Here is a 25,738-nt window from a genome sequence, read left to right as displayed (position 1 = left end):
CGCGTGTGCGGCGTACCCCGGCGTGGTAGGTACGACCCATGGGATTTCGCGAGGAGCTCCGGGTGCTGCCCGGCCCGGTCGACCTGGTCGGCTACGACACCAAGGCCACGCCCGGCTGGGACCGCGAGGACAAGGACGGCGGCAAGGAGGCCCTCGACGTCCTCGGCCCCGAGATGGCCGACCTCCAGGAGCGGCTCTTCGCCCACGGGGTCGAGGGGAACGACGACCGCCGCGTGCTCGTGGTGCTGCAGGGCATGGACACCTGCGGCAAGGGCGGCATCGTCAAGGACGCCGCGGGGCTGATGGAGCCGCAGGGGCTGCACATCCGCTCGTTCAAGAAGCCGACCGAGGAGGAGCTCTCGCACGACTTCCTCTGGCGCATCCGCAAGGCGCTGCCGGGTCCGGGGATGATCGGCGTCTTCGACCGGTCGCACTACGAGGACGTGCTGATCGGGCGGGTGCACGAACTGGCGCCCGCCGACGAGATCGAGCGGCGCTACGACGCGATCAACGAGTTCGAGGCCGAGCTGGTCGACTCCGGCTACACCCTCCTCAAGGTGATGCTGCACGCGTCGAAGGAGCGCCAGGCCGAGCGGCTCCTCGAGCGGCTCGAGGACCCGACGAAGTGGTGGAAGTTCAACCCCGCCGACCTCGACGAGCGGGAGTACTGGGACGACTACATGTCCGCCTACGAGATCGCGCTGGAGCGCACCAACACCGACGTCGCGCCGTGGTTCGTCGTGCCCGCCCACCGCAAGTGGTACCGCAAGCTCGCCGTCGCCCACCTGCTCCTGGAGACCCTGCGCACGATCGGGCTCGACTGGCCGACCCCCGACTACGACGTCGAGGCCGAGAAGAAGCGCCTGCTCGAGTCCTCGCCCGGGCTCGGCTGAGCCGGTGCACGGCACCTGGGAGGACCTCAACCGCCGTCTCGTCGGCGCCCTCCTCGCCCTCGACCTGCACGACTCGCTGGTGATCGGCGAGCGCCGGGAGGTGCCGCGCAAGCGGCTCTTCGGGCCCAAGCCGCCCCCGCCCGGGCCGCGTCGCTACGTCCAGATCACCGCCGCGCAGAACGCCCTGGTCGCCGAGTGCGTCGGCTCGACCCGCATCGGCGGCGCGTGGGAGATGAGCGAGGAGACCGAAGCGACCCTGCTGCGCCAGGGCTGGGAGAAGCCGTGGCTGCCCGAGCTGACCACCTTCCAGCGCGAGGCCCAGCTGATCGGCGCACCGCGGCTGGCCCTGGCCACCGTCCGGGCGCTGCAGGCGCTGGGCTGCGAGCTGGAGGACCTCGAGGTGGAGCTGACCCGCGAGGAGCCGTGACGCCCGGGCGCCGTCCTCGTTAGACTGACAACACCTGTCGTCACTTCGAGGGGGATCGGGATGTCGCAGCCCTTCGGGCCCGGGTCCGTGCTCTACGAGTCGTACGGCGACCGCCTGGGCTTCCTGTGCGCCGGCACCACCGGCCTGCTCCAGCTGATGTACCCCGCCCTCGGGCGCGGCGTGGAGGAGCACTCGGCGTTCTACGACGAGCCGCTGGACCGGCTGCTGCGCTCGGTGCCCCAGATCGTCTCGATCATCTACGACGGCGACCTGCACCCCGAGCAGGCCCGCCGGGTCCGCGACTTCCACCGCGACATCAGGGGCGAGATGCCCGCCTCCCACGGCGGCGCGCGCTACCACGCCCTCGACCCCGAGACCTTCTTCTGGGCCCACGCGACCTTCGTCGACGTCGCCTTCCGCGTCGACGACCTCTACGGCGGCCGGTCGATGGACCACGCCCGCCGGTCGGCCTACTACCTCGAGACCCTGGAGTGGTGGCGCGCCTACGGCCTGACCATGCGGGTCGCCCCGCCGACGTACGACGCGTTCGTGGAGTACTGGGACCACCACGTCGAGCACGTCCTCGAGCTGACCCCCGCGGCGCAGGGGCTCGTCGACTTCATGAACCGGCCCTGGTCGATGCGCCAGGACCACCTGCCGCGCGCGCTGTGGGTGGCCGCCACCCGGGTCGGCGGGATCCCGGCGCGCGACGTCGCGGTCGGCGCGCTGCCCCCGCGGGCACGCGAGCTGTGCGGCTTCACCTGGACCCCCGCCCAGCGGGCCGGCTTCGAGGCGTTCCGCAAGGTCGTCACGCGCACCTGGCCGCACCTGCCCGAGCGGGTGCGGCTGCTGCCCGCGGCCCGGGCCGCCTACCGCCGGCGCGGCCGGACGGGCCTCGACGCGGCCTGGGCACGGCTAGGGCTGGGCGAGGGTCCATCGGTAGCGGCTCGTCGGGACCAGGTCCAGGTCGCGGTCGGCCCCGAGGCGTGAGACCGACTCCATGAGGCGCTCCAGCCGGCGGCCGAGCTCGGCGTCGTCGCCCCCGCTGCCGTAGAACGCGTGGAGGTCGACCAGCCCCGCCATCGGGAAGTGCTCCTCCACCACCGCCGCCACCTCGGGGCTGCCGGGGAGCGGCTCGAGGACCCGGTGCTGGACGTAGCCGAACGAGCCCTGGGTCTCGATCGCGACCCGCGTGTGGAAGTCCTTCCAGAAGCGGACCCACTCCTCCTCGGACTGATCGGCCGGGCGCCTGAGCACCGCGACGTTGGCCAGCGCGTCCAGCCGCTCGCCGTCGGGGACCTCGCGGGGCGGGAGCGGCTCCGCGGTCTCAGCCCACCACCCCCGCACCACCTGCCCGAGGTCGGTGAGCGCGGCGGCGAGGCCGGTCCCGTCCACGTCGTCGCCGGTCACCACGACGAACGCGTCCACGGGCGGGTCGAGCACCGTCAGGCGCAGTCCCGCGGCAACCGGCTCGTCGCTGACGCCGAGCTGCACGGTGCGGGCGCCGTACGACGAGGCGGCGCGCAGCAGCGCCTCGTGGGCGAGGAGGGGCCCGGAGAGGGCGAGGACCAGCGAGCGAGTCAGCACGTGCCCCCGGTGGGACTCGAACCCACACTGAAAGGTGTTTAAGACCTCTGCCTCTGCCGTTGGGCCACGGGGGCGGCACCGGCAACGTAGCCGACACCCCCCGGCCTTTCCGGCCCAGGTGCTCCACCCTGAGGGGTGGACCGTGCCACGATCGAGCCATGCGACGTCGCCGGGTGCTCTCCCTGGTCCTCGTGCTGCCGGCCCTCACCCTGGCCGCGTGCACCGGTGACAGCGGGGACAGCGGTGACAGCGGGGACAGCAGGCAGCACACGGCCGACTCCCCCGCGGCGTCCCCGAGCCCGACGATGGCCACCCACCCGCTCGTCGGCACCTATGACGTCACCTCGGTGGTCGACCGCACGACCCTCACCGGCCCGGGCAACACCCGCGGGACGCGGGACCGGCTGGCGCTGGTGGTCGGCTGTGCCGACGACACCTGCGAGCGGCTGCTGGTGCGCGGCAGCGTCTCCACCGGCGCCTTGAGCCGCACCGTCGCCCTGCGGGCCGGGGACACGCTCGCCACGGGCGAGCGCCGCCGCACGGGCCCGTGCGAGCAGACCGCCAACAGCAGCCGGCCCGGCCGGTTCACCGAGACCGCGCGCTACCGCCTGGTCCAGGACGGCGACACCCTCGGCGGCGGGGTCGCCTACGCCTTCCGCGGCTGCGGGTTCGGCGGGACCAGCCACCTCGCGCTGCGCGGGAGGCGCACGGCCGACGTCCCGTCGTACCTCCCCCCAGAGGCGGCCGCCACGCTCGCCGGGCCGGTCACGGCGTACGACGAGGCGGTGCGCACGCTCTACGCCGGCTACAACGGCTGCTACAACCGGCCGCCGGGCAGGACCGCCGCCTGCCTGGTCCGGCTCCTGCAGCCCTGGGTGGGCACCTTCCGGCCGACCGAGGCGGCGCTCGCGGCGGCCTCGGGCGGCGGGCCGGTCTGCACCCGCGCGCTGGCGGCGACCGCGCTCGCGCCGCTGCAGCGCAAGGTCGCAGCGACCGTCCGGGAGCTGCGCCGGCCGGGGTCCCAGAGCGAGGCGCTCAACCGCGCGGTGCCCCAGCTCGTCACCGTGCTGACCACCACCCACCGCGACCTGGTCTCCGCGCTCGCGGTCTGCGTCGACCCGCGCGACACCGCCGCCCTCGGTGCGGACGGCGTCCTCGCGCTCGACGTCGACCGACGCCTGCCGGTGCCGAGCAACTAGAGACCGGCGAGCTCGCGGACCCGCAGCAGGACGGCGTCGAGCATCGGCTCGGTGAGGGTGCCGGTGAAGGTGTTCTGCTGGCTGGGGTGGTAGCTGCCGACCAGGTGGAGCGGCCCGGCCGGCCCGGTCAGGAGGACCTCCGCGCCGTGCCCGAAGCGCGGCTTGGGCCGCGGCACGTCGTAGCCCTGGCGGCGGTAGGCCTTGAGCCCCGCCTCCCACGCGAACGAGCCCAGGCACACCACCACCCGCACCGACGGCGCGACCAGGGCCAGCTCGCGGTCGAGCCACGGCGCGCAGGTGTCGCGCTCCTCGGTCGTCGGCTTGTTGGCCGGCGGCGCGCAGCGCACGGCGGCCACCATGCGCGTGTGGAGGAGCCGCTGGCCGTCGCCGGCGTGCACCGAGGTCGCCTGGGCGGCGAGGCCGGCGCGGTGCAGGGCGGCGAAGAGCCAGTCGCCGGACCGGTCGCCGGTGAAGATGCGGCCCGTGCGGTTGCCTCCGTGCGCGGCCGGGGCGAGCCCGAGCACGAGGACCGCCGGGTCGGGGGCGCCCCACCCGGCGATCGGGCGGCCCCAGTAGGGCTCCGAGGAGTACGACGCCCGCTTGGCCTCGGCGACGTCCTCGCGCCAGGTGACCAGCCGCGGGCAGGCGCGGCAGACCGAGACCCGGGCGGTGAGCTCCTCGAGCGACGTCGAGGCGGCCAGGTGCTCGATCGACGCGGCGTCGTGGGCCACCGGGGTGTCCGGGGCGGCGGGGTCGTCGGGCCAGCCCGTGCCCGGCGGGACCGGGGAGGCGAACTCCTGGCCGGTGAGCGGGTGCGGGTCGGCGTGCGGGTGCGGGTGCGGGTCGGTCACGACAGCGCCGACCAGGTGATCCCGTCGAGGATGTCGCTGACCGAGACCGCCAGCTCGTCGGCCGGCACGCGTGCGAGGACCCGGCTCAGGATCAGCGCCCCCGCCCCGATCACGTCGGCGCGGCCCGGGTGCATGTAGGACAGGGCGCGCCGCTGCGCGACGGTCATCGCGGCCAGCCGGTCGGCGGCCTCGTGGACGCCGGCCACGGGCACCACCCGCCGGTCGACGAGGTCGCGATCGAGCGCGGGCAGGTCGAGCACCGCGGCCGCGACGGTGAGGCCGGTGCCGGAGACCGCCACGACGGTGCGCGCGGTGGACAGGTCGACGCCGTGGCCCGGCAGGGTGTCGAGCGCGTCGTCGACCGACCGCACGAGGGCCTCGCGCTCCTCGGACGACGGGGGGTCCGTGGCGAGGAAGCGCTCGGTCATCCGCACCGACCCGACGTCGAGCGAGTGCGCGGCGTCCACGGTCGTGCCGTGGCCCAGCACCAGCTCGGTCGAGCCGCCGCCGATGTCGACCACGAGGACCGGGGCCGGGACGTCACCGAGCCCCCGGGTCGCGCCGGCGAAGGACAGCCGCGCCTCCTCGTCGCCGGACAGCACCTCCGGCGTGACCCCGAGCCGCTCGCGCACCCCGTCGACGAGCACGTCGCGGTTGGTCGCGTCGCGCACCGCGCTGGTGGCGCAGAACCTCAGGCGCGAGGCGTCGTGCTCGCGCAGCAGCCCGGCGTACTCGTCGACGGCGGTGAGGACCCGCTCCAGCGCGTCGGGGTGGAGCGTGCCGCTGGCGTCGACGCCCTGGCCGAGCCGCACCATCCGGGCGGTCCGCACCAGCTCGGAGAGCTCGCCCGTGTCGGGGTCGAGGTCGGCCACGAGGAGCTTGATCGTGTTGGTGCCGCAGTCGATGCCGGCGGCACGCTCAGTCATGGGTCTCGACAGGCTCGACCACCGGGGACGGCTCGACCACCGGGGACGGCTCGTCCACCGAGACGCACGGACCGGCCGCCCACCACGCGCCGAGCCGCTCGAGCACCTCGTCGCCGAGCGGGTTGACCCCCGGCCCCTGGGCCAGGGACTGGCCCGCGAGGACGTGCAGGCACTTGACCCGGTCGGGCATGCCGCCGGCCGAGATGCCCTCGATCTCCGGGACGGTGCCCAGCTCCGCGCGCGCGGCGAGGTAGGCCTCGTGCGCGCGGCGGTAGGCCACGGCGAGGTCCTCGTCGGCACGCAGGCGCTCGGTCATCTCGCTCATCACGCCGTTGCCCTCGAGCGTGCCGATGAGGGAGGCGGCCCGCGGGCAGGTCAGGTAGTACGTCGTCGGGAACGGCGTCCCGCCGGGCAGTCGCGGCTCGGTGGTCACCACGTCGGGGTTGCCGCAGGGGCAGCGGTGACCGACCTCGTGGATCGCGCGCGGCTCGCGTCCCAGCTGCTCGGCGACCACCGCCTCGTCGCGCGGGGTCAGGGGCTCCCCCAACGCTCAGTCCCCGGTGCCGCTCAGGGCGTCACCCGGCGGCGCCTTGATCACGGCGGGGCCCGGGCGCTCGGTGCGCGGCGGCTTCTCGGCGGCGTCGAGGCTGGCCAGCGTCGACTGCCACCACTCGGGACGCCCGTCGCCGGACGCCGCGGCCGGCCGGTCGAGGCGCGAGCCGGCGTCGAGCGGGGTGCCGTCGTCGTCGAGCACCTGGTAGCCGATCTCGCCCGGGAAGCCGAAGGCGAAGCGGGCCCGGGCCTGCGCCTCGACGTAGGCCGGGTCCTTCCAGCGCTGCTTCTCGCGCTTGAGCGCGGCGATCTCGCGGTGGGAGTCGGCGATGCTCTGCTGGAGGGCGTGGATGTGGCTGCGCTGGTCGAGGTGGGCCCGCAGGCTGGAGGCGTAGGAGACCAGCAGCGCGCAGACCACGAGCACCAGCACGGCCGCCCGGCCGGTCAGCCGGGACCGGAGCGCGACCACCTCGGCACCCCCGCGACGCAGGGCGCGACCTGCCCGCGCCGCCGAGCCGTAGCCGAGGGCCGGACGTCCGGTCGGGCGCGCTCGAGCGCCGCGACCCAGGTCACCGGGCCGGCGGGCGGAGGATCCTCGGCGCTGCGCCATGGGAGTGCCGTCAGCCCGCCGTGAAGCGGGGGAAGGCCGAGCGACCGGCGTAGCGGGCGGCGTCGTCGAGCTCCTCCTCGATGCGGAGCAGCTGGTTGTACTTCGCGACCCGCTCGGACCGCGCCGGGGCCCCGGTCTTGATCTGGCCGCAGTTGGTGGCGACCGCGAGGTCGGCGATCGTGGTGTCCTCGGTCTCGCCGGAGCGGTGGCTCATCATGCAGCGGAAGCCGTTGCGGTGGGCCAGGTCGACCGAGTCGAGGGTCTCGGTGAGCGAGCCGATCTGGTTGACCTTGACCAGCAGGGCGTTGGCCTGGCCGCCGGAGATGCCGCGCTGGAGCCGCTCGACGTTGGTGACGAACAGGTCGTCGCCGACGATCTGGGTGCGGCTGCCGAGCGCGTCGGTGACGGCCTTCCAGCCCTCCCAGTCGTCCTCGTCCAGCGGGTCCTCGATGCTGACGATCGGGTAGGCCGAGACCAGGTCGGCGTAGTAGGTGGTCATCTCCTCGGCCGACTTGCGGCCGCCCTCGAAGGAGTAGGCGCCGTCACCGAAGAACTCCGAGGCCGCGACGTCCATCGCCAGCGCGATGTCGGTGCCGAGCGAGAGGCCGGCGGCGGAGACCGCCTCCGCGATCAGGTCGAGGGCCTCGCGGTTGGAGCCGAGGTCGGGGGCGAAGCCGCCCTCGTCGCCGAGGCCGGTGCCCAGGCCGCGCTGCTTGAGCACGGACTTGAGCGCGTGGTAGACCTCCGCGCCCTGGCGCAGCGCCTCACGGAAGGTCGCCGCGCCGATCGGGGCGATCATGAACTCCTGCACGTCGACGTTGGAGTCCGCGTGCGAGCCACCGTTGAGGATGTTCATCATCGGCACGGGCAGCACGTGGGCGTTGGGACCGCCGACGTAGCGGAACAGCGGCAGGTCGGCGGAGTCGGCCGCGGCACGGGCCACGGCGAGCGAGACGCCGAGGATGGCGTTGGCGCCGAGCTTGGCCTTGTTGTCGGTGCCGTCGAGGTCGAGCAGGGCCTGGTCGACCAGCCGCTGCTCGGAGGCCTCGAAGCCGACCAGCTCGGGACCGATCACGTCGAGCACCGCGTCGACCGCCTTGGTCACGCCCTTGCCGGCGTACCGGTCGCCGCCGTCACGCAGCTCGACGGCCTCGAACGCGCCGGTCGAGGCGCCGGAGGGCACGGCCGCGCGAGCGACCGTGCCGTCGTCGAGGGCCACCTCCACCTCGACGGTGGGGTTGCCTCGGGAGTCGAGGATCTCGCGTGCTCCAACTGCTTCGATCGCCGCCACGGTGTTGCGCTCCTACGTGCTCGCTGCCGGTCTCCTGCTGACCTTCGTCGTCCGCCTCAGCCTAGACCGCGCGGGGCCGCTCGCCCGGCGGCGACCCGCCCCCGGACCGCGACGGTCGTGGTCAGCGGGCGGGCTCGACCACCGCGAGCCGCTCAGCCGTCGAAGTGCTGGGTGTCTCCCAGGCCGTAGGTCCACCGGAAGCCGTGGGCGGCCATCGTGCGCACCACCGGGTGCGAGCGGGAGCGCCAGGCGATGCGCGGGTGGGAGTGGTACTGCCACCAGGAGTTGGGGACGAGCCCCTGCTGGGAGCGGTAGGGGTTCTCCCAGGTGTTGAGGTCGATCGAGCGGCCGTAGGAGTGCGGCGAGGTGACGCTGGGGTTGCCGGTCACGCCACGGCAGTTGAAGCCCGAGGTGTTGCCCGCCCGCATCGACCTGTAGTCGTTGCCGCCGTGCAGCGTCGAGCTCCAGCCGAAGCGGTCGACGCGGAACATGCGGAAGATGGGCAGCCGCTGGCGGTACATCGAGGCGAACATCGTCGCGCCCCGGTCGGCGACGGAGTCGCGCAGCACGATCTCGCCGCGGTAGCGGTAGCCGTCGTACCCCCAGTAGTTGACGCGCACGACCCGCAGCTGGCTGCGACCGACCGGGCAGCCGGAGTGCCAGGTGCGGCCCACCATCGTGCGCCACATCGCGTCGGGGAGGCGGCCGACCGTCGGGTTGGCGCCGGCCCCCGTGGCGCGCGCGTTGGGCGCGATGCGGATCGCCGGGCGCGGCGCGGCGGCCGGGTAGACCACCGGCGACCCCGGCGGCACGTTGTCGAGCACGTGGACCTCCGAGGTGTCGGCCTTCCACCAGCGACCCTCCGACCCGACCGCCCTCCACCGGCTGTCGACCCGTGGTCGCACGCGCAGGCTCGCCGCACCGTCGGAGCCGAGCGCGACCGAGTCGTACCGTGCCCAGTCCCCTCCGACGAGGCGACGGAGGACCACGACCCGGCCCGGGACGGCGGTGCCGTTGCCGGCCTTCCAGGTCAGCCGCAGCAGCACCGACGTCTCGTCGACGATGCGCCCCGGTCCGGTCAGGCTCAGCGTGGTCGCCCGCTTGAGGGCGCTCAGCGTCACCTCCGCACTCCGCGCGCCGAGCAGGTTGTCGGTGCCGTCGGGGCGGTCGGAGCGGCCGGGGTAGACGGTGCGGAAGGTGTTGTCGCCGGGCAGCACCTTGACGGAGTACGTCGCCGTGCCGTCCGCGGTCGTCGTCGCCGACTGCGCGAGGCGCCACACCCCGTCGACCCGTCGCTCGAGGCGGACCTGCTCGTCGGCGACCCCGGCCGAGGTGTCCTGCCGGGTGAGCGTGGTGGTCAGGGTGCGGAAGGTGTCGACGTAGCCGGAGGCCGGTCCGGTGAGGCCGAGCGTCGTCCGGGCGTCGAAGGCGCGCACGGTGACCTCGCTCGAGGTGGCGGCGGCCCCGTCGCCCGACCCGTCGCCGACCGCGTCCCGGACGGCGTGGAAGGCCGTGGTCGCGGCCAGGGTCGCCCGCAGGACCACGGTGCCGTCGGCGACGGTGTCCGCGGTGGCGACCGTGGTGCCGTCGGCCGTCTCGAGCCGGACCGGCTGGCCTTCCAGCGGCGCACCCGACGCGCTGGTGAGCGTCGCGCGCAGCGAGACGGTGGAGCCGCGCTTCGCGGTCGCGGGCCCGGTCAGCGCGAGCGTCGGCCCGGTGGCCGCCTCCGCCGGCACCGTGAGGGCCCCGAGGAGGAGGGCCAGGCCGGGGAGGAGCGCGGCGAGCAGCCGCCAGGAGGAGTGGGTCCCGAGCATGGGGCCCATCCTCACCCCGGGAAGGCCTCCACGAGGTGACGCACCGCGACTCTCAGCTCCGTCTCAGGGTCCAGCCCCTGCGACCGGGCCTCGGCGACCAGGGCGAGCAGGCGAGCGCCGATCCCCGCGTCCTCGGGGAGCGTCACGTCGGCGCCCTGCCGGTGGAGCCGTCCGAGCACCTTGTCGGCGTAGGCCAGCGCGGGCAGCGAGGCCGGGATGCCCTCGGTCGGGCCGGAGCGCTGCTTCTCCTGGGCCTTGATCGCCTCCCAGTTGCGCTCGACCTCGTCGGCGTCGGCGACCTCCACCCCCGCGAAGACGTGGGGGTGGCGGCGCACGAGCTTGTCGGCGATGCCGGCCGCGACGTCCTCGAGGTCGAAGCCGCCCTGGTCGCGCGGCGTCTCCTGAGCGATGCGGGCGTGGAAGTAGACCTGCATCAGCAGGTCGCCGAGCTCCTCGCGCAGGTGGTCGAGGTCGCCGGTGTCGATCGCCTCGAGCACCTCGTGCGTCTCCTCGAGGAGGTAGCGCGTGAGCGAGGTGTGGGTCTGCTCGCGGTCCCACGGGCACTCGCGACGCAGCCGGTCCATCACCTCGACCAGGCGCAGCAGGGCCGGCTCGGTCCCCGCCGCCTCGGACCCCACCGGGTCAGCTGCAGCGCTGGGAGGCAGGGAAGTCCGCGGTGCTGGCGGTGCCGAACGGGTCGTCGGAGGAGCCGCCCTTGAAGGCCAGCGCACCCTTGGACACCGGCACCGACAACGAGCCGTCCCCGGCGACGAGCTGACCGTCCTGCATCCGACCGAAGCGGGGCGCGACCTTGACGTCGGCTCCCTTGACGTAGTCGGCCTGGACCTTGGCGACCTCGGCCTGCAGGGCGTTCTGGTCGGTGGGGTCGCCGCCCGAGGCCTGCAGCCGCTTGGCGGCCTCGGCGTCGAGGACCAGCTGGGACCGGGTCGAGTCCTTGACCACGCGGTCGAACAGCTCACGGTCGGCCTCGTCGACCATCGCCCGCGCCTGGGCGGCGGACTGCACGCTCTGCGAGACCTGCTGCTGGTCGACCGAGCCCAGGTCGCCGATGCCGGCGCCCACCTCGATGCCGATCAGCACGTTGAGCGCGATCGCACGGACCGACGCCGTCGGGGTCTTGCCGCCCTGGCCCTGCTGGCCGCCCTGGGTCGCGCAGATCACGCGCGCCAGGTCGTCGACCTGCTGGACGCTGATCGCGTGGCCGTCGACCTCGGCCGCGTCACCGGGGCCCACCCCGTTGCCGCAGGCCGACAGGGACAGGGGGAGCACGAGCACGGCGACGACCGCGAGGCGGCGGCGGGATGACTCGACCAATGACAGCACGGGGGCACTCTCCTTCGTCTGCGGCGGCAGGGCAAGCATGCGGGGCCTCAGGTGCGCGGCGTGGCGGCGGCCACGGGCGCCCGGTCGATCACCGAGTCGACCACCTCGCGGCACCAGGCCAGGAGCTCGGCGTCACGGATCGGCTCGCCCGCGACCGGCTTGGTCCTGGGCCGGGGCACCAAGATCGTACGGGCGGCCTCCTTGACCAGGCTGCGCGGGTAGAGCCGCTGCAGCCGCAGGCGCGCCGACTCGGGCAGCTCCACCGGGGCGAAGCGCACGTTGGTGCCCTGCACGGTGACCTCGGTCAGCCCGGCCTGGCGGCAGCGGGCGCGGAAGCGCGCCACGTCGAGCAGGCTCGCGACCGCGGACGGCGGGTCGCCGTAGCGGTCGCGCATCTCCTCGAGCAGCAGGTCCACGTCGTCGTCGGTGCGCACCTCGGCCAGCCGCTTGTACATCTCGAGCCGCAGCCGCTCGCTCGGCACGTAGTCGTGCGGCAGGTGCGCGTCGACCGGCAGCTCGATGCGCATCTCGGCCGGCTCCGGGGTGCCGTCGCCCTTGAACTCGTTGACCGCCTCGCCGACGAGCCGGACGTAGAGGTCGAACCCGACGTCGGCGATGTGGCCGCTCTGCTCACCGCCCAGCAGGTTGCCCGCACCGCGGATCTCGAGGTCCTTCATCGCGATCGCCATGCCCCCACCGAGGTCGGAGTGCTGGGCGATCGTCGCGAGCCGCTCGTGAGCGGTCTCGGTCAGCGGCTTGTCCGGCGGGTAGAGGAAGTAGGCGTAGGCCCGCTCGCGGCTGCGGCCGACCCGCCCGCGCAGCTGGTGCAGCTGGCTCAGGCCCAGGGTGTCGGCCCGCTCGATGACCATCGTGTTGGCGTTGGAGACGTCGAGGCCCGACTCGACGATCGTGGTGCACACCAGCACGTCGTAGCGCTTCTCCCAGAAGTCGACCATCACCTGCTCGAGGGCGTGCTCCCCCATCTGGCCGTGCGCGGTGGTGACCCGCGCCTCGGGCACGAGCTCGCGGATGCGCGCGGCGGCCTTCTCGATCGACTGCACCCGGTTGTGGATGTAGAAGACCTGGCCCTCCCGCAGCAGCTCGCGTCGGATCGCGGCGACGATCTGGCGGTCCTCGTAGGCGCCGACGTAGGTCAGCACCGGGTGCCGCTCCTCCGGCGGCGTCGTGATCGTCGACATCTCGCGGATGCCCGTCACCGCCATCTCCAGGGTGCGAGGGATCGGGGTCGCGGACATCGCCAGGACGTCGACCGAGGTGCGCAGCTGGAGCAGCTTCTCCTTGTGCTCCACGCCGAAGCGCTGCTCCTCGTCGACGATGACCAGCCCGAGGTCCTTGAAGGCGATGTCGGGATTGAGCAGGCGGTGGGTGCCGATCACGATGTCCACGCTGCCGTCCTTGATCCCCTCGAGGACCTCCTTGGCCTCCTTGTCGGTCTGGAAGCGGCTCAGGCCCCTGAGGTTGACCGGGAACCCGGTCATGCGCTCGGCGAACGTCGAGAAGTGCTGCTGCACGAGCAGGGTGGTGGGCACCAGGACGGCGACCTGCTTGCCCTCGGTCACCGCCTTGAACGCCGCGCGCACCGCGATCTCGGTCTTGCCGTAGCCCACGTCGCCGCACACCAGCCGGTCCATCGGGACCTCGCGCTCCATGTCGCGCTTGACCTCCTCGACGGTGCTCAGCTGGTCGGGGGTCTCGGTGAACGGGAACGCGTCCTCGAGCTCGCGCTGCCACGGGGAGTCGGGACCGTACTTGTGGCCACGCGTGGCCTGCCGGGCGGCGTAGAGCTTGATCAGCTCGGCGGCGATCTGCCTGACCGCCTTCCTGGCGCGGCCCTTGCGCTTGGCCCAGTCCCCGCCCCCGAGACGGTCCAGGCTCGGCATGTCGCCGCCGACGTACCTCGTGACCTGGTCGAGCTGGTCGGTGGGGACGTAGAGCTTGTCGGGAGCGGCGCCGCGCTTGGAGGCGCCGTACTCCAGGACGAGGTACTCGCGGGTGGCGCCCTGCACGACCCGCTGCTTCATCTCGACGTAGCGGCCGACGCCGTGCTGCTCGTGGACGACGTAGTCGCCGGACTTGAGCTCCAGCGGGTCGATCTGCTTCTTGCGGCGCGCGGGCATCTTGCGCATGTCCTTGGTGGAGGACCGCTGCCCGACGATGTCGTCCCCGGTGACCAGCGCCAGCCGCCGGGTCTCGTCGACCAGGCCGTGGGCGAGGTTGCCACAGGTCACGACCGCGACTCCGCCGGGGACGTCGGCGGTGGAGTCCACGTGCTCGTCGAAGCGCGCCGGCACGTCGGCGTCGCCCAGCAGCTCGACCATGCGCTGGGCGGGCCCGTGACCCTCGTAGACGGTGACCACGCGCCCGCCGGAGGCGAGCCAGGCGCGGATGTCGGCGACCGCCCGGTCGACCTCGCCGTGGTAGACGGTGCCGGGCCGGAACCCGATGCTGCGGCTCTCGACGCCCCCCCTGGTGATCGAGCTCGTCGAGATCACGTCCGTGGTCTCGACAGGCTCGACCACCGGGTCGGTGTCGAGGCCGAACGGGCTGAGGCTCCACCAGGCGCGCCCCGACTCGAGCGTGTGCCCGCGGACGTCGCCGATGCTGCGGTAGGACGCGGCGCCGAGGTCGATCGGCGCCTGGCCGCCCGTGGCCGCGGTCGCCCACGACGCGGCCAGGAATTCCTCGCTGGTCGCGACCAGGTCGTGGGCGCGGCTGCGGACCCGCTCGGGGTCCATGACGAGGACGTGGGTGTCCTCCGGCATCAGGTCGACGAGCAGCTCCATCTCGTCGACCAGCACCGGGGCGAGGGACTCCATGCCCTCCACCGCGATGCCCTCGGCGATCTTGTCGGTGATCTCGCGCAGCACCGGGTGCTGCTCCCCCAGCCGCCGCGCGCGCTCGCGCACCTCGTCGGTCAGGAGCAGCTCGCGGCACGGTGGCGCCCAGAGCCGCTCGACCTTGTCCAGCGTGCGCTGGTCGGCGACGGCGAAGGTGCGGATCTCCTCCACGTCGTCGCCCCAGAACTCCACGCGCAGCGGGTGCTCCTCCGTGGGCGGGAAGACGTCGACGATGCCGCCGCGGACGGCGAACTCGCCGCGCCGCTCGACCAGGTCGACCCGGGTGTACGCCGCGGCGGCGAGCCGGGCGACGACGTCGTCGAGGTCGGCCCGGCCACCCGCGACGAGCTCGACGGGCCGGAGGTCCGCCAGCCCCTTGACCTGCGGCTGGAGCAACGAGCGGACGGGGGCGACGACGACCGAGAGGGGTCCGGTGGTCGGGTCGTCTCCGGGGTGGGCGAGGCGGCGCAGCACCGCGAGGCGACGGCCGACGGTGTCGTTGCGCGGGGACAGCCGCTCGTGCGGCAGCGTCTCCCAGGAGGGGTACATGGCGACGCGGTGCGGGTCGACCAGGCTGCCGAGCCCCTCGACGAGGTCCTCCGCCTCACGGGTCGTGGCGGCGACGGCCAGGACCGTGCGGCCCGCGTCGACCAGCCCCTTGGCCACGAAGGGCCGCAGCGCCGCGGGCCCGGTCAGGTCGAGCGTGCGGGTGCTCGCGGCGTGCTCCAGCGCCCCCGCGAGCACCGGCTCGCTGAGCACCCACTCGGCCAGTCCTGACAGGCCCATGCGACGTCGCTCCTCTGATCTCGACCGGCTCGATCACCGTGCTGCCGGCTCGATCACCCACTGCTGACAGCACAGCAGCCCCCTTCGACGCGCGGGAGGGGGTGTGGGCCCAGTCTACGGTGGCGTGCATGGCGAGCTCCCACGGCGAGGCGGTCGAGATCGAGGTCGACGACCGCGTGGTCAAGGTGACCAACCCCGACCGGGTGTACTTCCCGGAGCACGGGTGGACCAAGCTCGACCTGGTCGAGTACTACCTCTCGGTCGGCGACGGGATCGTGCGCGCGCTGCTCGAGCGGCCGTGCATGCTGCACCGCTTCCCCAAGGGCGTGACCGGGGACCCCCGGGCCAAGGTCCACCAGAAGCGGCTCCCGCAGGGCGCTCCGCCGTGGGTGGAGACCGTCGAGCTGTTCTTCCCGCGGTTCAAGCGCACCGCCGACGAGCTCTGCGTCACCGAGCTCGGGGCCGTCATCTGGGCGGTGCAGATGTCGACCGTCGAGTTCCACCCCTGGAACAGCCGCCGCGACGACCCGGAGAAGCCCGACGAGTGGCGCATCGACCTCGACCCCGGGCCGGAGTGCGACTTCGACCGCGTTCGTCGCGTCGCCCACGTGGTCCACGAGGTGCTCGACGAGCTCGGTGCCGTGGGCTGGCCCAAGACCAGCGGGGGCAACGGCCTGCACGTCTACGTGCGGGTGCAGCCCGACCACGGCCACCCCGACGTACGCCGGGCAGCGCTCGCGTTCGCGCGCGAGGTCGAGCGCCGCGCACCGGACGACGTGACGACCACCTGGTGGCGCAAGGACCGGGACCCGGCCGCCCTGTTCGTCGACTACAACCAGAACGCCCGCGACCACACCATCGCCGCGGCCTACTCCGTGCGCGGCAACGCCGACGCGACCGTGTCGACGCCGATCCGGTGGGACGAGGTCGACGACGTCGAGCCCCGCGAGCTGACCATCGCGACGGTGCCGGCGCGGTTCGCCGAGCTCGGCGACCTCCACGAGGGGATCGACGAGGCGGTCTTCGACCTGGCCCCGCTGCTGGAGTGGGCGGAGCGGGACGAGGCCGAGGGCGAGGAGCCTCCTCCGGAGGAGCCGGAGGCCGGACCGGACGCGTAGCCTCGGGAGGGTCCCCACCCCCACCGAAAGGCCCCGTCGTGCGCGCACCACGCCGAGGCGCCGTCGCCGTCCTCGCCGCGCTGCCCCTCGCGGTCGGACCCACCGCCGGCGCCGTCACCCCCGCCCGTGACCAAGCCCGTGACCAAGCCCGTCAGGAGGCCCGTCAGGAGGCCCGTCAGGAGGCCCGTCAGCAGGCCCGGCTGGACCGGCGCCTGCTCGACGCCCGCATCGTCGAGTCCTCGGGGCTGGCCCGGAGCACCTACCCCCGCCGTACGGTCTGGACCCACAACGACAGCGGCGACCTCCCCCGTCTCTTCGCCGTCGACCGTGACGGACGCACGCGGGCGGTGGTGCGGCTGCGGGGTGCGACCGCCGTCGACTGGGAGGACGTCGCCGCCGGCCGGGGGCACCAGATCTGGGTGGGCGACATCGGCGACAACGGCCACTCCCGCCGGCACGTCTCGGTCTACCGCTTCGTCGAGCCGCGGACGCTGGCCGGCCGCGCGGTCGACGCGACCCGCTTCGACCTGCGCTACCCCGACGGCCGGCACGACGCCGAGGCGCTCATGGTCCGCCCCACGACGGGGCGGCTGTTCGTCGTCACCAAGGACTCCGCCGGCGGAGCGGTCTACCGCGCCCCCGAGACGCTCTCGCGCACGCGCACCAACCTGCTGCGCCGGGTCGCGTGGGCGCCCCCCGTGGTCACCGGCGCGTCGTTCTCGCCCGACGGCCGCCGGTTCGTCCTCGTCGACTACGCCGACGCGTGGTTCTACCGCCACCTCGGCGGCACCTCCCCGGTGCGACGACCCAAGCCACCACTGGCCCAGGGCGAGTCGGTGGCGTTCGGACGCGACGGCGACCACGTGCTGGTGGGCAGCGAGGGCGAGCGGAGCCCCGTCTACCGGATGTCGGCGCCCTGATCCCGCGGACCGGCCACGGGTCCGGCCGGTGCGACGCGCTCCTCAGGCGTCAGCGGGTCCCCCGGGGCCTCGGCGTCCACCGGGTCGGGCCGGCTCGACCGGCGTCGGTCCAGGCGGCGGCGAGCGGCGGGTGCGGAGAGCATGAAGACGGCGAGCACCAGGAGCGCCACGCCGAGACCCAGCCCGAGCGGGGCGAGGACCGGCTGGGCACGGGAGACCAGGGTCTGCTTGGGGTCGGTGGGCGGGATGGCGATCGCGGCGCGGAGCACCGCGTCGTCCGCGGCGAAGGTCGCGACCTTGGACGCCACCCGGCCCGCGATCTCCACCGCGTCGGCGGAGGTGCCGGCGGTGACGTCGACCTCGACGTTGGTGGAGCCCGCGGGGAGGCTCACCGCGACCGCGGAGCGGACCTCGTCCAGGGTCAGGCCCGCGCTGTCGGCGACCTCCTTCAAGGTGCTGTCCGCCGAGGCGTAGGCGGCGTAGGGCGCGGCGAGGAGGCTGATCGTCGAGGCCGGGGGCACGCTGCGGCCCGGCTTGGGCTCGAGGGACACGACCGCGTGCGAGGTGTAGGCCGGGGGCTGGGCGCTCATCAGGAGGCCGGCGGTCAGGGCGACGAGCCCCACCAGCCCGACGACGACCCAGAGGGTGCGACGGGGTGCGCCCCCGCGTGCGTCGTCCACTGAGGCCTCCCCGCCCGTCAACTCCCTGAAGGTGCAGCATAGCCAGGGGGGCGTCGTCATACTGGCCTTCGTGCTGCGATTGCTGGGGCGCACGGGACACGGGTGAACAGGTGCAGGGGGTGGAGGAGCTGCCGAGCATGGACCATGCGCGACGACGCGTCCTGCACGTCAGCCAGTCGACCGAGACCGGGGTCCCCTACGTCGTCGACGACTACGTCCGCCGCCAGCTGGAGGCCGGGTGGGAGGTCGCGGTGGCGTGCCCCGGCGGCACCCTGGCCGCGCTGATGCGCGGTCTCGGCGTCGAGGTCCTCGACTGGCCCGCCGCGCGCGAGCCCGACCCGCGCCTGCTGCCGCGCGAGGTCGCGGGCCTGCGCCGCGTGGTGCGCTCCTGGGGACCTGACCTGGTCCACCTGCACAGCGCCAAGGCCGGGCTCGCCGGTCGCCTGGCCCTGCGTGGCCGCCTGCCGACCGTCTACACCCCCCCACGCGTGGTCCTGGCTCGCCGCGCAGGGCCGCACCCGACGCGCCGCCCAGGCGTGGGAACGGCTGGGGTCGCGCTGGTCGGTGACCTGCTGCGTCAGCGAGTCCGAGCGGGCCGAGGGCCGCGCGGTCGGCATCACCGGCGACCTGCGGCTCATCCCCAACGACGTCGAGGTGGGGGCGCTGCGCGCCGGCGCCCCGGTCGACCGCGCACAGGCGCGCAAGCTCCTCGAGGTCGACGACGACGTCCAGCTGGTCGTCTGCTGCGCGCGCCTGGCGCACCAGAAGGGCCAGGACGTGCTGCTCCGGGCCTGGCCCGCCGTCGTCGCGGCCGAGCCGCAGGCCCGCCTGGTGCTGGTCGGCGGCGGACCCGACGAGGAGGCGCTGCGCCGCCAGGCCCGCGGGGTCGAGCACGTCCGCTTCCTCGGCGACGCCCCGCGCGAGACCTCGGTCGCGTGGATGGTCGCCTCCGACGTGGTCACCTGCCCCTCCCGCTACGAGGGGATGTCGCTGGTGCCGATCGAGGCCGGTGCGCTGGGCCGGGTCGTCGTCGCCAGTGACGTCGAGGGCGTCCGCGAGGGCGGCTGGGGGCCGGCCCGGGTCGTCGTACCCGTCGAGGACGCGGACGCGTTGGCCGGCGCCCTCCACCAGGTCCTCGCCGACCCCGCCGCGCGCGCCGAGGCCGAGGCGGTGGCGTGGGCCTGCGGCGACGACCTCGCGCAGCAGCCGCGCGCCGCCGACCGCGTCCTCGAGCTGTACGCCGAGCTGCTGGGCCGGGCCTGAGATGGCCGGTCCCGCTCCCGGTCGCCTGCGTGTCACCGTGCTCAACCCGTTCGGCGAGCTCGGCGGCGCGGAGTACTGGCTGCTGCGGCTGCTCGACGCCACCGACGACCTCGAGGTCGACGCGGTCCTGCTGCGCGACGGCCCCCTGCGGCCCGAGCTCGAGTCCCGTGGCGTCGCCGTGCGGGTCCTCCCCGTCGGTCGACGGCCGGTCGACGTGCTGCGCTCGTGGGGGCCGCTGCGGCGGGCGCTGCGAGCGAGCGCTCCCGACGTCGTGCTCGCCAACGGGGTCAAGGCCCAGGTCGCCCTCGGCCCCCTGCCCCGGGTCCTGCGGCTGCCCACGGTGTGGGTCAAGCACGACCACAGCTTCGACCGCTGGGTCACCCCGGTCGTGGCGCGCGTGGCCCACGAGGTCGTCGCGACCACCGAGGAGCTGGTGCCGGCCACGCGTCGGGCCGACGTGACCGTGATCCACCCGCCGCAGCCGGTCGGGCAGGCGCTCCCCCGCGACCTCGCCCGCAAGCAGGTCGAGGACCGGGTCGGACGTCCGGTCGGCCGGCTCCTGGTGATGCTGAGCCGCTTCACGCCCTACAAGGGCATCGACACCGCGATCCGCGCGCTCGCCGCGCCGGGCGCCGAGGGCTGGGACCTGCTGGTGATGGGCGGTGAGGACCCGGCCGAGCCCGGCGAGGGGCGCCGGCTGTCCGGGCTCGCCGCCGACCTCGGGGTGGCCGACCGGGTGCACCTGGCCGGGCACGTCGCCGACGCGGCCGAGCTGCTCGGCGGGGCCGACGCGCTGGCGGTGCTCACCCGGCCAGCCGGGCCCCGCACGCCTGGGCGCGAGGGCTTCGGCATGGCCGCGATGGAGGCGACCCTGGCCGGCGTACCCGTGCTGGCGCCCGACGACGGCGGCCCGGTCGGCCGGCGCGTGCGTCGGGGCGGCGGGCTGCTGGTCGACGCGCTCGACCCGGGCTCCGTGGCCCGCGCGCTCGGCGAGCTGGCCGACCCGGGACGCGCCGAGGCGCTGCGGGCCGAGGCGCTGCGGCTCGCCCCGGAGCTCTTCGACACCGCCGAGGTCGCCGCGGCCCGGCTGGTCCGGGTCCTCCGTGACGCCGTGGGGAGACGGCACCGGTGACCTGGGTCGCGCTGCCCGCCGTCCTGGCCGTCGTCGCCGGCCTGGTCGTGCTCCTCGCCCGCAGGCCGTTGTGGGCCGTCGCCGTCGTGCCCCTCGGCGCCGGCGTCGGGCCCCAGGCGCTGCCGGGCGTGCCCGGCAACCTCAACTACGCCCACGTCCTGGTGGTCGTGGCCGTCGGGGCGGTGCTGCTGAGCCGGCTCGTCCTGGGCGACGACCGGGACTGGAGCCGGCTGCGCGGCGCACCGGCCGTGGCGGTCGGCGGCACCGTCGTCTACGGCGCCGCCGTCGCGGCCTCGGCGCTGCTGAGCCCCTTCCTCTCCGACTACGCCGGCATCACGATCACCACCCTCGTCGGGATCCTCTACGCCGGCTGCGTCCTGTTCGTCACGCGCACGACCGCCGACCTGCGCCTCCTGCTCACGTGCACCGCGATCGGCTCCTTCGGGTCCACCGTTCCGGCGCTGCTCGGCGGCTCCCAGGTGCGGGCCCAGCTCGCGGGGGCGGTGGTGAGCGGCCGGGCCGTCGGCTCCTTCGCCGACCCCAACGAGCTCGGCTTCTACACCGCGGTCACGTTCTTCCTCTCGATCACGCTCGCGGTCGCCACCGAGCGCCGCTCCCAGCGCCTGGTCGGGATCGCCGCCAGCCTGGCCTGCGGCGCCGCGCTGGTGCTGTCGTTCTCGCGGCTGTCGTGGCTGGCCTTCACCCTCGGCGTCGTCGTCCTGCTGTTCAACCGCACCTTCCGCCGGCTGATCGTCGCGCGCGTCGTCCCCGCGGTCGTCGTGCCGCTCCTGCTCGCCCAGGCGGCCGGCGTCGCGCTTCCGTTCTCGACTGTCGTCGCGCGCGTCAGCTCGCTCGACGGCGCGGTCAACCCCGACGACACCCGGCCGGAGATCTGGTCCGAGGCGCTGCGCTACTTCTGGGAGCGCCCGCTGCTGGGCTGGGGCCCGGGTGCCTACCGCAGCCTCAACGCCAGCCCGCCCTCGCCGATCTGGGCCAACCCGGTCGAGCACGGTCACGACGGGCTGCTCACCACCCTCGCCGAGGAAGGCGCGATCGGCGGGGTCGCGGTGGTGGTCGTGGCGGTCGCGCTCGGCCTCGGCCTGGACCGGGTGCGTCGCGCACGCCGCAAGCGGCGCGGCACCTTCGGTGAGGAGGTCCGCACCGACCTGCTGGCCTACGGGCTCGGCACCACCGCCGGGGTCGTGCTCGCCAACCTCACCGTCGACTACGCGCTGCGCAACGCCTACGTGCTCGTGTTCGTGGCGATGGTCGCCGGCCTGGTGGCCGCCCTGGGGCTGGTGCCCCCACCGACGACCGACCGACGGCCGGGGGGCCGACGTCCGGCGGGCCGCGAGCCCGCCCCGACCAGCAGGGGGACCACATGAGCGAGGCCACACCGCAGCGGCACGTCGAGGTGCCCGACCGGCTGCGGGCGGTCAAGGGCAAGGTGCCGCCCCAGGTCAAGGCCGCCGGCCGCGCCGCCGTACGCCGCTATGCGATCGCGACCGCAGGTCGTCGGGTGGTGCCCGACTTCCTCATCGCCGGGGCCAAGCGCGGGGGCACCACGAGCCTGTGGAAGTGGCTCCAGCAGCACCCCGGCGTCCTGCCGATGTTCCCGGCGGTCCAGCAGATCAAGAGCCCGCACTACTTCGACATCAACTGGACCAGGGGCGAGCGGTGGTACCGCTCCCACTTCCCCACCCGGTCCGCGGTCGCCCGCGCCGAGGCCCGCCTGGGCTACCACCCCGTCGTGGGCGAGGCCTCGCCCTACTACATGTTCCACCCGCTCGCCCCCGAGCGCGTGGCGGCGACCGCGCCCGACGCCAAGGTGATCATGCTGCTGCGCGACCCGGTCGAGCGCGCGTTCTCCAACTTCCGCGAGCGCAGGGGCAGCGACGCCGAGGACCTCACCGACTTCGCGGCCGCGATCGACGCCGAGCCGCGGCGGCTCGAGGGCGAGGTGGAGCGCCTGCTGCGCGACCCGGCGTACTACTCCTACGAGCACGACAACCACACCTACCTCGCGCGCGGGAGGTACGACGAGCAGGTGCGCCGCTGGCTGGAGCACCTGGGCGGCGAGCAGGTGCTCGTCCTGCGCTCGGAGGACATGTACGCCGACCCACCGGCGGTGTTCGCGCAGGTCGAGGAGTTCCTCGGCCTGCCCCACCACGACGGGATCCGCTTCGAGCACCACCACCTGCTTCCCCCCAGGGGCTGGGACGACGACCTGCGCCGGCGCCTGACCGCCTACTACGATCCTCACAACGAGGCCTTGTTCGAGACGCTGGGGAGGCGGTTCGACTGGGCCACCGCGGGGGGCCACGGCGAGGACGCCGGAGCTGACGCCGGCCTCGAGCCGGACGCAGACGACAGCGAGCTCCACCCGCCCGACCGAGGGGGACCCGACTCATGACCGACGTGCCGCAGTGGTGCTGGTGGGTGCCCCTGGCGCTCGCCGTCGTCCTGGCGACCTCCCTGGCCGTCGGGGCCGCCAACGCACGCGCCCAGCGCCGGGCCCGGGCGCAGGGCACCTCGTTCACCGTCGGGTCGTGGCGCCACCTCGGACGCGCGTGGTGGTCCTCGGCCGTCGCGGTCCTGATGGTCCTGCTCGCCCTGGTCCTGGTCGGCGTGCCGCGCGTGGCCGGCGGCTACTCCAGCACCGCCCTGGTCTCCCTGACCCCGCGCGACCCGATCGCGACCTCCGCCGACACGATGCTGCTGCTGGGCCCCCGCTACCTCACGCTCCTGGAGAACCCCGACGTGCTGGCCAAGGCGGCTCGTGACGCCGGCACGACCTCCAAGGCGCTGCTCGACGGCAGCCGGGCCACGATCGAGGCCACCACGCTGGTGGTCGACATCAGGTTCGCCAGCGACGACCCGGCGACCGCCGCGCGCAGCGCCCAGGCCCTCGCCACGGCGTTGCTCGACGAGGTCGCGCAGGACGGGCTGGTCAAGGGCCGTCTGATCGGGTCGGCGGTGACCCCCGACTCCCCGTCGGTGCCCACCGTCCCGCAGGCCCTGGTGGCCGGCGCTCTCCTGGCCCTCGCCGGCGCCGCCGTCGTCGGGGCCGCGGTCCGGCGCCGGAGCCTCCCGTGAGGACCCGGTCCGGCCTGCTCGGCGCCGCGCTGGGCGCCCTCCTCGTCCCGCTCCTCGCCTGGGTGCCGGGCACGACCGCCACCGGCGCCGCCCTCAGGGCGCGTGCCACCGATCCCACGCCGACCAGCGACACCCGCTTCACCGCCCAGCCGCTGCCCACCTACCAGACCAACGGGGTCGTCTACGCCGTCGAGGCGGTCGGCAACGTGGTCTACGTCGGCGGCAACTTCACCAAGGTCCGCCCCCCGGGCGCGGCTCCCGGCACGAGGGAGGTCGCCCGGCGCAACATGGCGGCGTTCAACGCCACGACCGGGGCGCTGCTCCCCTTCTCGCACGCCTTCCGGGCGCCCAGCTACCCGATCCCCTCCTCCGGTGTCTACGACAAGGAGTGCTCCAGGGGCGCCAGGGCCGGCACCTACACCTGCGACACGGTCTACGAGATCCGCGCCTCCCACGACCGCTCGCGCATCTTCGTCGGCGGTGACTTCCAGACCGTCGACGGACGCGTGCGCGGCAACGTGGCGGCGTTCCGGGTCAGCTCCGGGGCCTTGACCTCGTTCCGCGTCGACCGCGTCTACGGACGGGTCCGCGCGCTCGTGCCGAGCGCCTCCCGGCTCTACATCGGGGGGCAGATCTCCCAGGTCTCCGGGCGCAGGCGCTACAAGGTCGCCGCGGTCCGCACCGACAACGGCGCGCTGACCTCCTGGGCTCCTCGGGTCAACGGCTACGTCATCGCGATGGCGATCACCGCCGACCAGAAGCGCGTGATCATCGGCGGCGACTTCGACCGGGTCAACGGCCAGCTGCGGCGGGGCGTCCGAGCCGTCAGCGCGGCCACCGGCGCCAACACGGCCTGGTCCGGCAACCCGCTCCGGGGCACCAACGGGGGGCGCCGCTCCTACGTCACCGACCTCGCCGTCGACCGCGACACGGTCTACGTCGCCACCGAAGGTCTCGGCGAGCACGTCTTCGACGGCCGCCTGGCGATCAACCCGACCAACGGGGTCGTGCGCTGGCGCAACACCTGCCTCGGTGCCACCTGGGCGATCGAGCGGGTCGGCTCCTCCCTCTACACCGGCTCCCACGCCCACGACTGCCACGCCGTCCCCGGCGGCTTCCGCGAGACCGCACGCCACCTCCTCGACAAGCCCGGCGACGAGCACTACCACCGCTTCCAGGCCGAGGTGGTCGGCTCCGGGGCACCCCGCCTCCTGCACTGGATGCCGACCACCGACGGCGGCATCGTCGGGTCCCTCGGCCCGCGCGACCTCACCTACTCCCCGACCGCCGACGTGCTGTGGGCCGGCGGCGAGTTCACCACCGTCAACGGCGATCCCCAGCAGGGCCTGACCCGCTTCGGCCCGGCCCGCGACCCCGGCGTCCCCTCGATCGCCCCCGAGCAGCCCTCGGCTCCGCTCGCGGTGAGCGACGCGTCCGGCCGCGTCCGCGTGACGTGGGAGGCCACCGACGACTGGGACAACGCGACGCTGGGCTACTCCCTGCTGCGCGGCGGCACGGTCGTCGCCACCCGCAGCGCCACCTCGTCGCACGACACCCCGCGTCCCACGATGTCGTTCCTCGACACGGGCCTCACGCCCGGCTCGCGGGTGGGCTACCGCGTGGTCGCCACCGACGGCGCCGGTGTGGCGAGCGCGCCCTCCACCGCGACCACCGTGACCGTCGCTTCCGGCCCCGACGCCTACCGCCGGCGCGTCCTCGCGGACCGGCCGCAGCTCTACTGGCCGTTCGACGACCAGGCCGACCGCGTCGCCGGCACGCTCGTGCCGGCCGGCGGGGGCGGGCGCTACACCTCCGGCGGCGTCACGCGCGGCGTCCCGGGCGCGCTCCAGGGCGTCCCCGACGACACCGCGGTCCAGCTCGACGGGGTGCTCGGCATGGCGCGCGGACGTTCCCGGACAGCCGCCCCGTCGACGTTCAGCGTCGAGGTCTGGTTCAAGGGGTCGGGCACCGGCAAGATCGTCGGCTACGGCTCCAGCCAGACCACGCTCAGCTCCTACGCCGACCGGCACCTCTACGTCGACACCGACGGCCGGCTCGTCTTCGGGATGTACGACGGGTCGCGGGCTCCGCACGTCGTCCGCAGCGGGGCGCGGGTCGACGACGACCGGTGGCACCACGCCGTCGCCACCCACGGCGACGCCGGGACGGTGCTCTACCTCGACGGCCGGCGGGTGGCGGGCGACTCGACCAAGCGGTCCACCTCGGCCTACGCCGGGTCGTGGCAGGTGGGCGGCGACCGGCTCGCCGGCTGGCCCAAGGAGCCCGCTCAGCGCAACTACGCCGGCACCGTCGACGAGCTCGCCGTCTACCTCCACCAGCTCTCGCCGGAGACGGTGGCCGCCCACCACGACCTCGGCCTCGGCGGCTGAG

General features: G+C 74.4%; 23 protein-coding genes, 1 tRNA gene and 1 pseudogene. 13 read left to right on the top strand and 12 right to left on the bottom strand.

What is annotated here, in order from left to right; all coding sequences use genetic code 11:
- Window positions 1–38: 38 nt before the first annotated feature.
- Genes J2S63_RS17025 through J2S63_RS17015 form a run of 3 tightly spaced genes read left to right on the top strand, consistent with a single transcriptional unit; the run spans window position 39 to window position 2,310 of the window.
- Window positions 39–893 (top strand): PPK2 family polyphosphate kinase, encoded by an 855-nt coding sequence (locus tag J2S63_RS17025; protein ID WP_310304699.1) that lies wholly within the window; start codon window positions 39–41, stop codon window positions 891–893.
- Window positions 894–897: 4 nt separating this feature from the next.
- A complete protein-coding gene (locus tag J2S63_RS17020; protein ID WP_310304698.1) occupies window positions 898–1,320 on the top strand; it encodes a TY-Chap domain-containing protein in 423 nt (140 codons plus the stop codon).
- Between the two features lie 60 nt (window positions 1,321–1,380).
- The gene (locus tag J2S63_RS17015; RefSeq protein WP_310304697.1) at window positions 1,381–2,310 is read left to right on the top strand and encodes an oxygenase MpaB family protein; all 930 of its coding nucleotides are present in this window, start codon (window positions 1,381–1,383) and stop codon (window positions 2,308–2,310) included.
- Here J2S63_RS17015 and J2S63_RS17010 read toward each other — a convergent pair.
- Together J2S63_RS17010 and J2S63_RS17005 are read right to left on the bottom strand one after the other, a co-directional pair.
- Complete coding sequence (locus J2S63_RS17010) at window positions 2,236–2,907, bottom strand: hypothetical protein (protein WP_310304695.1); 672 nt, start codon at window positions 2,905–2,907, stop codon at window positions 2,236–2,238. The genes J2S63_RS17015 and J2S63_RS17010 overlap by 75 nt on opposite strands.
- A 1-nt stretch (window position 2,908) precedes the next feature.
- Window positions 2,909–2,981: transfer RNA gene (locus J2S63_RS17005), tRNA-Leu, on the bottom strand.
- Between the two features lie 84 nt (window positions 2,982–3,065).
- Between J2S63_RS17005 and J2S63_RS17000 the strand changes: the two genes are divergently transcribed.
- Window positions 3,066–4,106 (top strand): hypothetical protein, encoded by a 1,041-nt coding sequence (locus tag J2S63_RS17000; protein WP_310304693.1) that lies wholly within the window; start codon window positions 3,066–3,068, stop codon window positions 4,104–4,106.
- On the opposite strand, the gene J2S63_RS16995 is transcribed toward J2S63_RS17000, so the two are convergent.
- The 9 genes from J2S63_RS16995 to mfd all read right to left on the bottom strand — a co-directional run bounded on the left by J2S63_RS16995 (window position 4,103) and on the right by mfd (window position 15,138).
- Window positions 4,103–4,957, bottom strand: a complete 855-nt coding sequence (locus J2S63_RS16995) for a uracil-DNA glycosylase (protein WP_310304692.1) — start codon at window positions 4,955–4,957, stop codon at window positions 4,103–4,105. The genes J2S63_RS17000 and J2S63_RS16995 overlap by 4 nt on opposite strands.
- Entirely contained in the window at window positions 4,954–5,883 is a 930-nt protein-coding gene (locus J2S63_RS16990) for a Ppx/GppA phosphatase family protein (protein WP_310304690.1), read from the bottom strand. The genes J2S63_RS16995 and J2S63_RS16990 overlap by 4 nt, the downstream gene beginning before the upstream one ends.
- Window positions 5,876–6,430: a DUF501 domain-containing protein gene (locus tag J2S63_RS16985; protein WP_310304688.1), complete on the bottom strand. Its 555-nt coding sequence runs from the start codon at window positions 6,428–6,430 to the stop codon at window positions 5,876–5,878. Before J2S63_RS16985 ends, J2S63_RS16990 begins: the two co-directional genes overlap by 8 nt.
- Window positions 6,431–6,433: 3 nt before the next feature.
- Window positions 6,434–7,045 carry an FtsB family cell division protein gene (locus J2S63_RS16980; RefSeq protein WP_310304686.1) on the bottom strand — a complete coding sequence of 204 codons (612 nt, stop codon included), beginning with the start codon at window positions 7,043–7,045 and terminating at the stop codon, window positions 6,434–6,436.
- 10 nt (window positions 7,046–7,055) lie between these two features.
- A complete protein-coding gene (eno, locus tag J2S63_RS16975) occupies window positions 7,056–8,336 on the bottom strand; it encodes a phosphopyruvate hydratase (protein ID WP_310304684.1) in 1,281 nt (426 codons plus the stop codon).
- Between the two features lie 152 nt (window positions 8,337–8,488).
- On the bottom strand, window positions 8,489–10,150 hold the full coding sequence (locus tag J2S63_RS16970; RefSeq protein WP_310304680.1) for a M15 family metallopeptidase: 1,662 nt from the start codon (window positions 10,148–10,150) through the stop codon (window positions 8,489–8,491).
- An 11-nt stretch (window positions 10,151–10,161) separates the two neighbouring features.
- Entirely contained in the window at window positions 10,162–10,788 is a 627-nt protein-coding gene (locus tag J2S63_RS16965) for a nucleoside triphosphate pyrophosphohydrolase (protein WP_310304678.1), read from the bottom strand.
- Window positions 10,789–10,792: 4 nt separating this feature from the next.
- Window positions 10,793–11,494 (bottom strand): hypothetical protein, encoded by a 702-nt coding sequence (locus tag J2S63_RS16960; RefSeq protein ID WP_310304676.1) that lies wholly within the window; start codon window positions 11,492–11,494, stop codon window positions 10,793–10,795.
- A 47-nt stretch (window positions 11,495–11,541) separates the two neighbouring features.
- Window positions 11,542–15,138: a transcription-repair coupling factor gene (gene mfd, locus J2S63_RS16955; protein WP_310304674.1), complete on the bottom strand. Its 3,597-nt coding sequence runs from the start codon at window positions 15,136–15,138 to the stop codon at window positions 11,542–11,544.
- 128 nt (window positions 15,139–15,266) lie between these two features.
- On the opposite strand from mfd, the gene ligD reads away from it, so the two are divergent.
- Together ligD and J2S63_RS16945 are read left to right on the top strand one after the other, a co-directional pair.
- Window positions 15,267–16,256 (top strand): non-homologous end-joining DNA ligase, encoded by a 990-nt coding sequence (ligD, locus tag J2S63_RS16950; protein ID WP_310304672.1) that lies wholly within the window; start codon window positions 15,267–15,269, stop codon window positions 16,254–16,256.
- A 38-nt stretch (window positions 16,257–16,294) separates the two neighbouring features.
- Window positions 16,295–17,176, top strand: a complete 882-nt coding sequence (locus tag J2S63_RS16945; protein WP_310304670.1) for a hypothetical protein — start codon at window positions 16,295–16,297, stop codon at window positions 17,174–17,176.
- On the opposite strand, the gene J2S63_RS16940 is transcribed toward J2S63_RS16945, so the two are convergent.
- Complete coding sequence (locus J2S63_RS16940; protein WP_310304668.1) at window positions 17,155–17,856, bottom strand: hypothetical protein; 702 nt, start codon at window positions 17,854–17,856, stop codon at window positions 17,155–17,157. The genes J2S63_RS16945 and J2S63_RS16940 overlap by 22 nt on opposite strands.
- Window positions 17,857–17,993: 137 nt before the next feature.
- Between J2S63_RS16940 and J2S63_RS21345 the strand changes: the two are divergent.
- The 7 genes and pseudogenes from J2S63_RS21345 to J2S63_RS16910 form a co-directional block, all read left to right on the top strand.
- Window positions 17,994–18,356, top strand: a pseudogene (locus J2S63_RS21345) (glycosyltransferase); the annotation flags it as partial.
- A 64-nt stretch (window positions 18,357–18,420) separates the two neighbouring features.
- Window positions 18,421–19,119 carry a glycosyltransferase family 4 protein gene (locus J2S63_RS16935; RefSeq protein WP_310304666.1) on the top strand — a complete coding sequence of 233 codons (699 nt, stop codon included), beginning with the start codon at window positions 18,421–18,423 and terminating at the stop codon, window positions 19,117–19,119.
- Window position 19,120: 1 nt separating this feature from the next.
- Window positions 19,121–20,251 (top strand): glycosyltransferase family 4 protein, encoded by a 1,131-nt coding sequence (locus tag J2S63_RS16930; protein WP_310304664.1) that lies wholly within the window; start codon window positions 19,121–19,123, stop codon window positions 20,249–20,251.
- The gene (locus J2S63_RS16925; protein WP_310304663.1) at window positions 20,248–21,636 is read left to right on the top strand and encodes an O-antigen ligase family protein; all 1,389 of its coding nucleotides are present in this window, start codon (window positions 20,248–20,250) and stop codon (window positions 21,634–21,636) included. The genes J2S63_RS16930 and J2S63_RS16925 overlap by 4 nt, the downstream gene beginning before the upstream one ends.
- Window positions 21,633–22,664 carry a sulfotransferase domain-containing protein gene (locus J2S63_RS16920; protein ID WP_310304660.1) on the top strand — a complete coding sequence of 344 codons (1,032 nt, stop codon included), beginning with the start codon at window positions 21,633–21,635 and terminating at the stop codon, window positions 22,662–22,664. The genes J2S63_RS16925 and J2S63_RS16920 overlap by 4 nt, the downstream gene beginning before the upstream one ends.
- Window positions 22,661–23,347 carry a hypothetical protein gene (locus J2S63_RS16915; protein WP_310304658.1) on the top strand — a complete coding sequence of 229 codons (687 nt, stop codon included), beginning with the start codon at window positions 22,661–22,663 and terminating at the stop codon, window positions 23,345–23,347. The genes J2S63_RS16920 and J2S63_RS16915 overlap by 4 nt, the downstream gene beginning before the upstream one ends.
- The gene (locus J2S63_RS16910) at window positions 23,344–25,737 is read left to right on the top strand and encodes a LamG domain-containing protein (RefSeq protein ID WP_310304657.1); all 2,394 of its coding nucleotides are present in this window, start codon (window positions 23,344–23,346) and stop codon (window positions 25,735–25,737) included. Before J2S63_RS16915 ends, J2S63_RS16910 begins: the two co-directional genes overlap by 4 nt.
- Window position 25,738 lies beyond the last annotated feature (1 nt).

Origin of the sequence: Nocardioides marmoribigeumensis, from assembly GCF_031458325.1 — a bacterium.
GTDB classification, from domain to species: Bacteria; Actinomycetota; Actinomycetes; order Propionibacteriales; family Nocardioidaceae; genus Marmoricola_A; species Marmoricola_A marmoribigeumensis.
The sequence above is the reverse complement of the archived record's forward strand: the minus strand, read 5'-3'. Positions and strand labels throughout refer to the sequence as shown.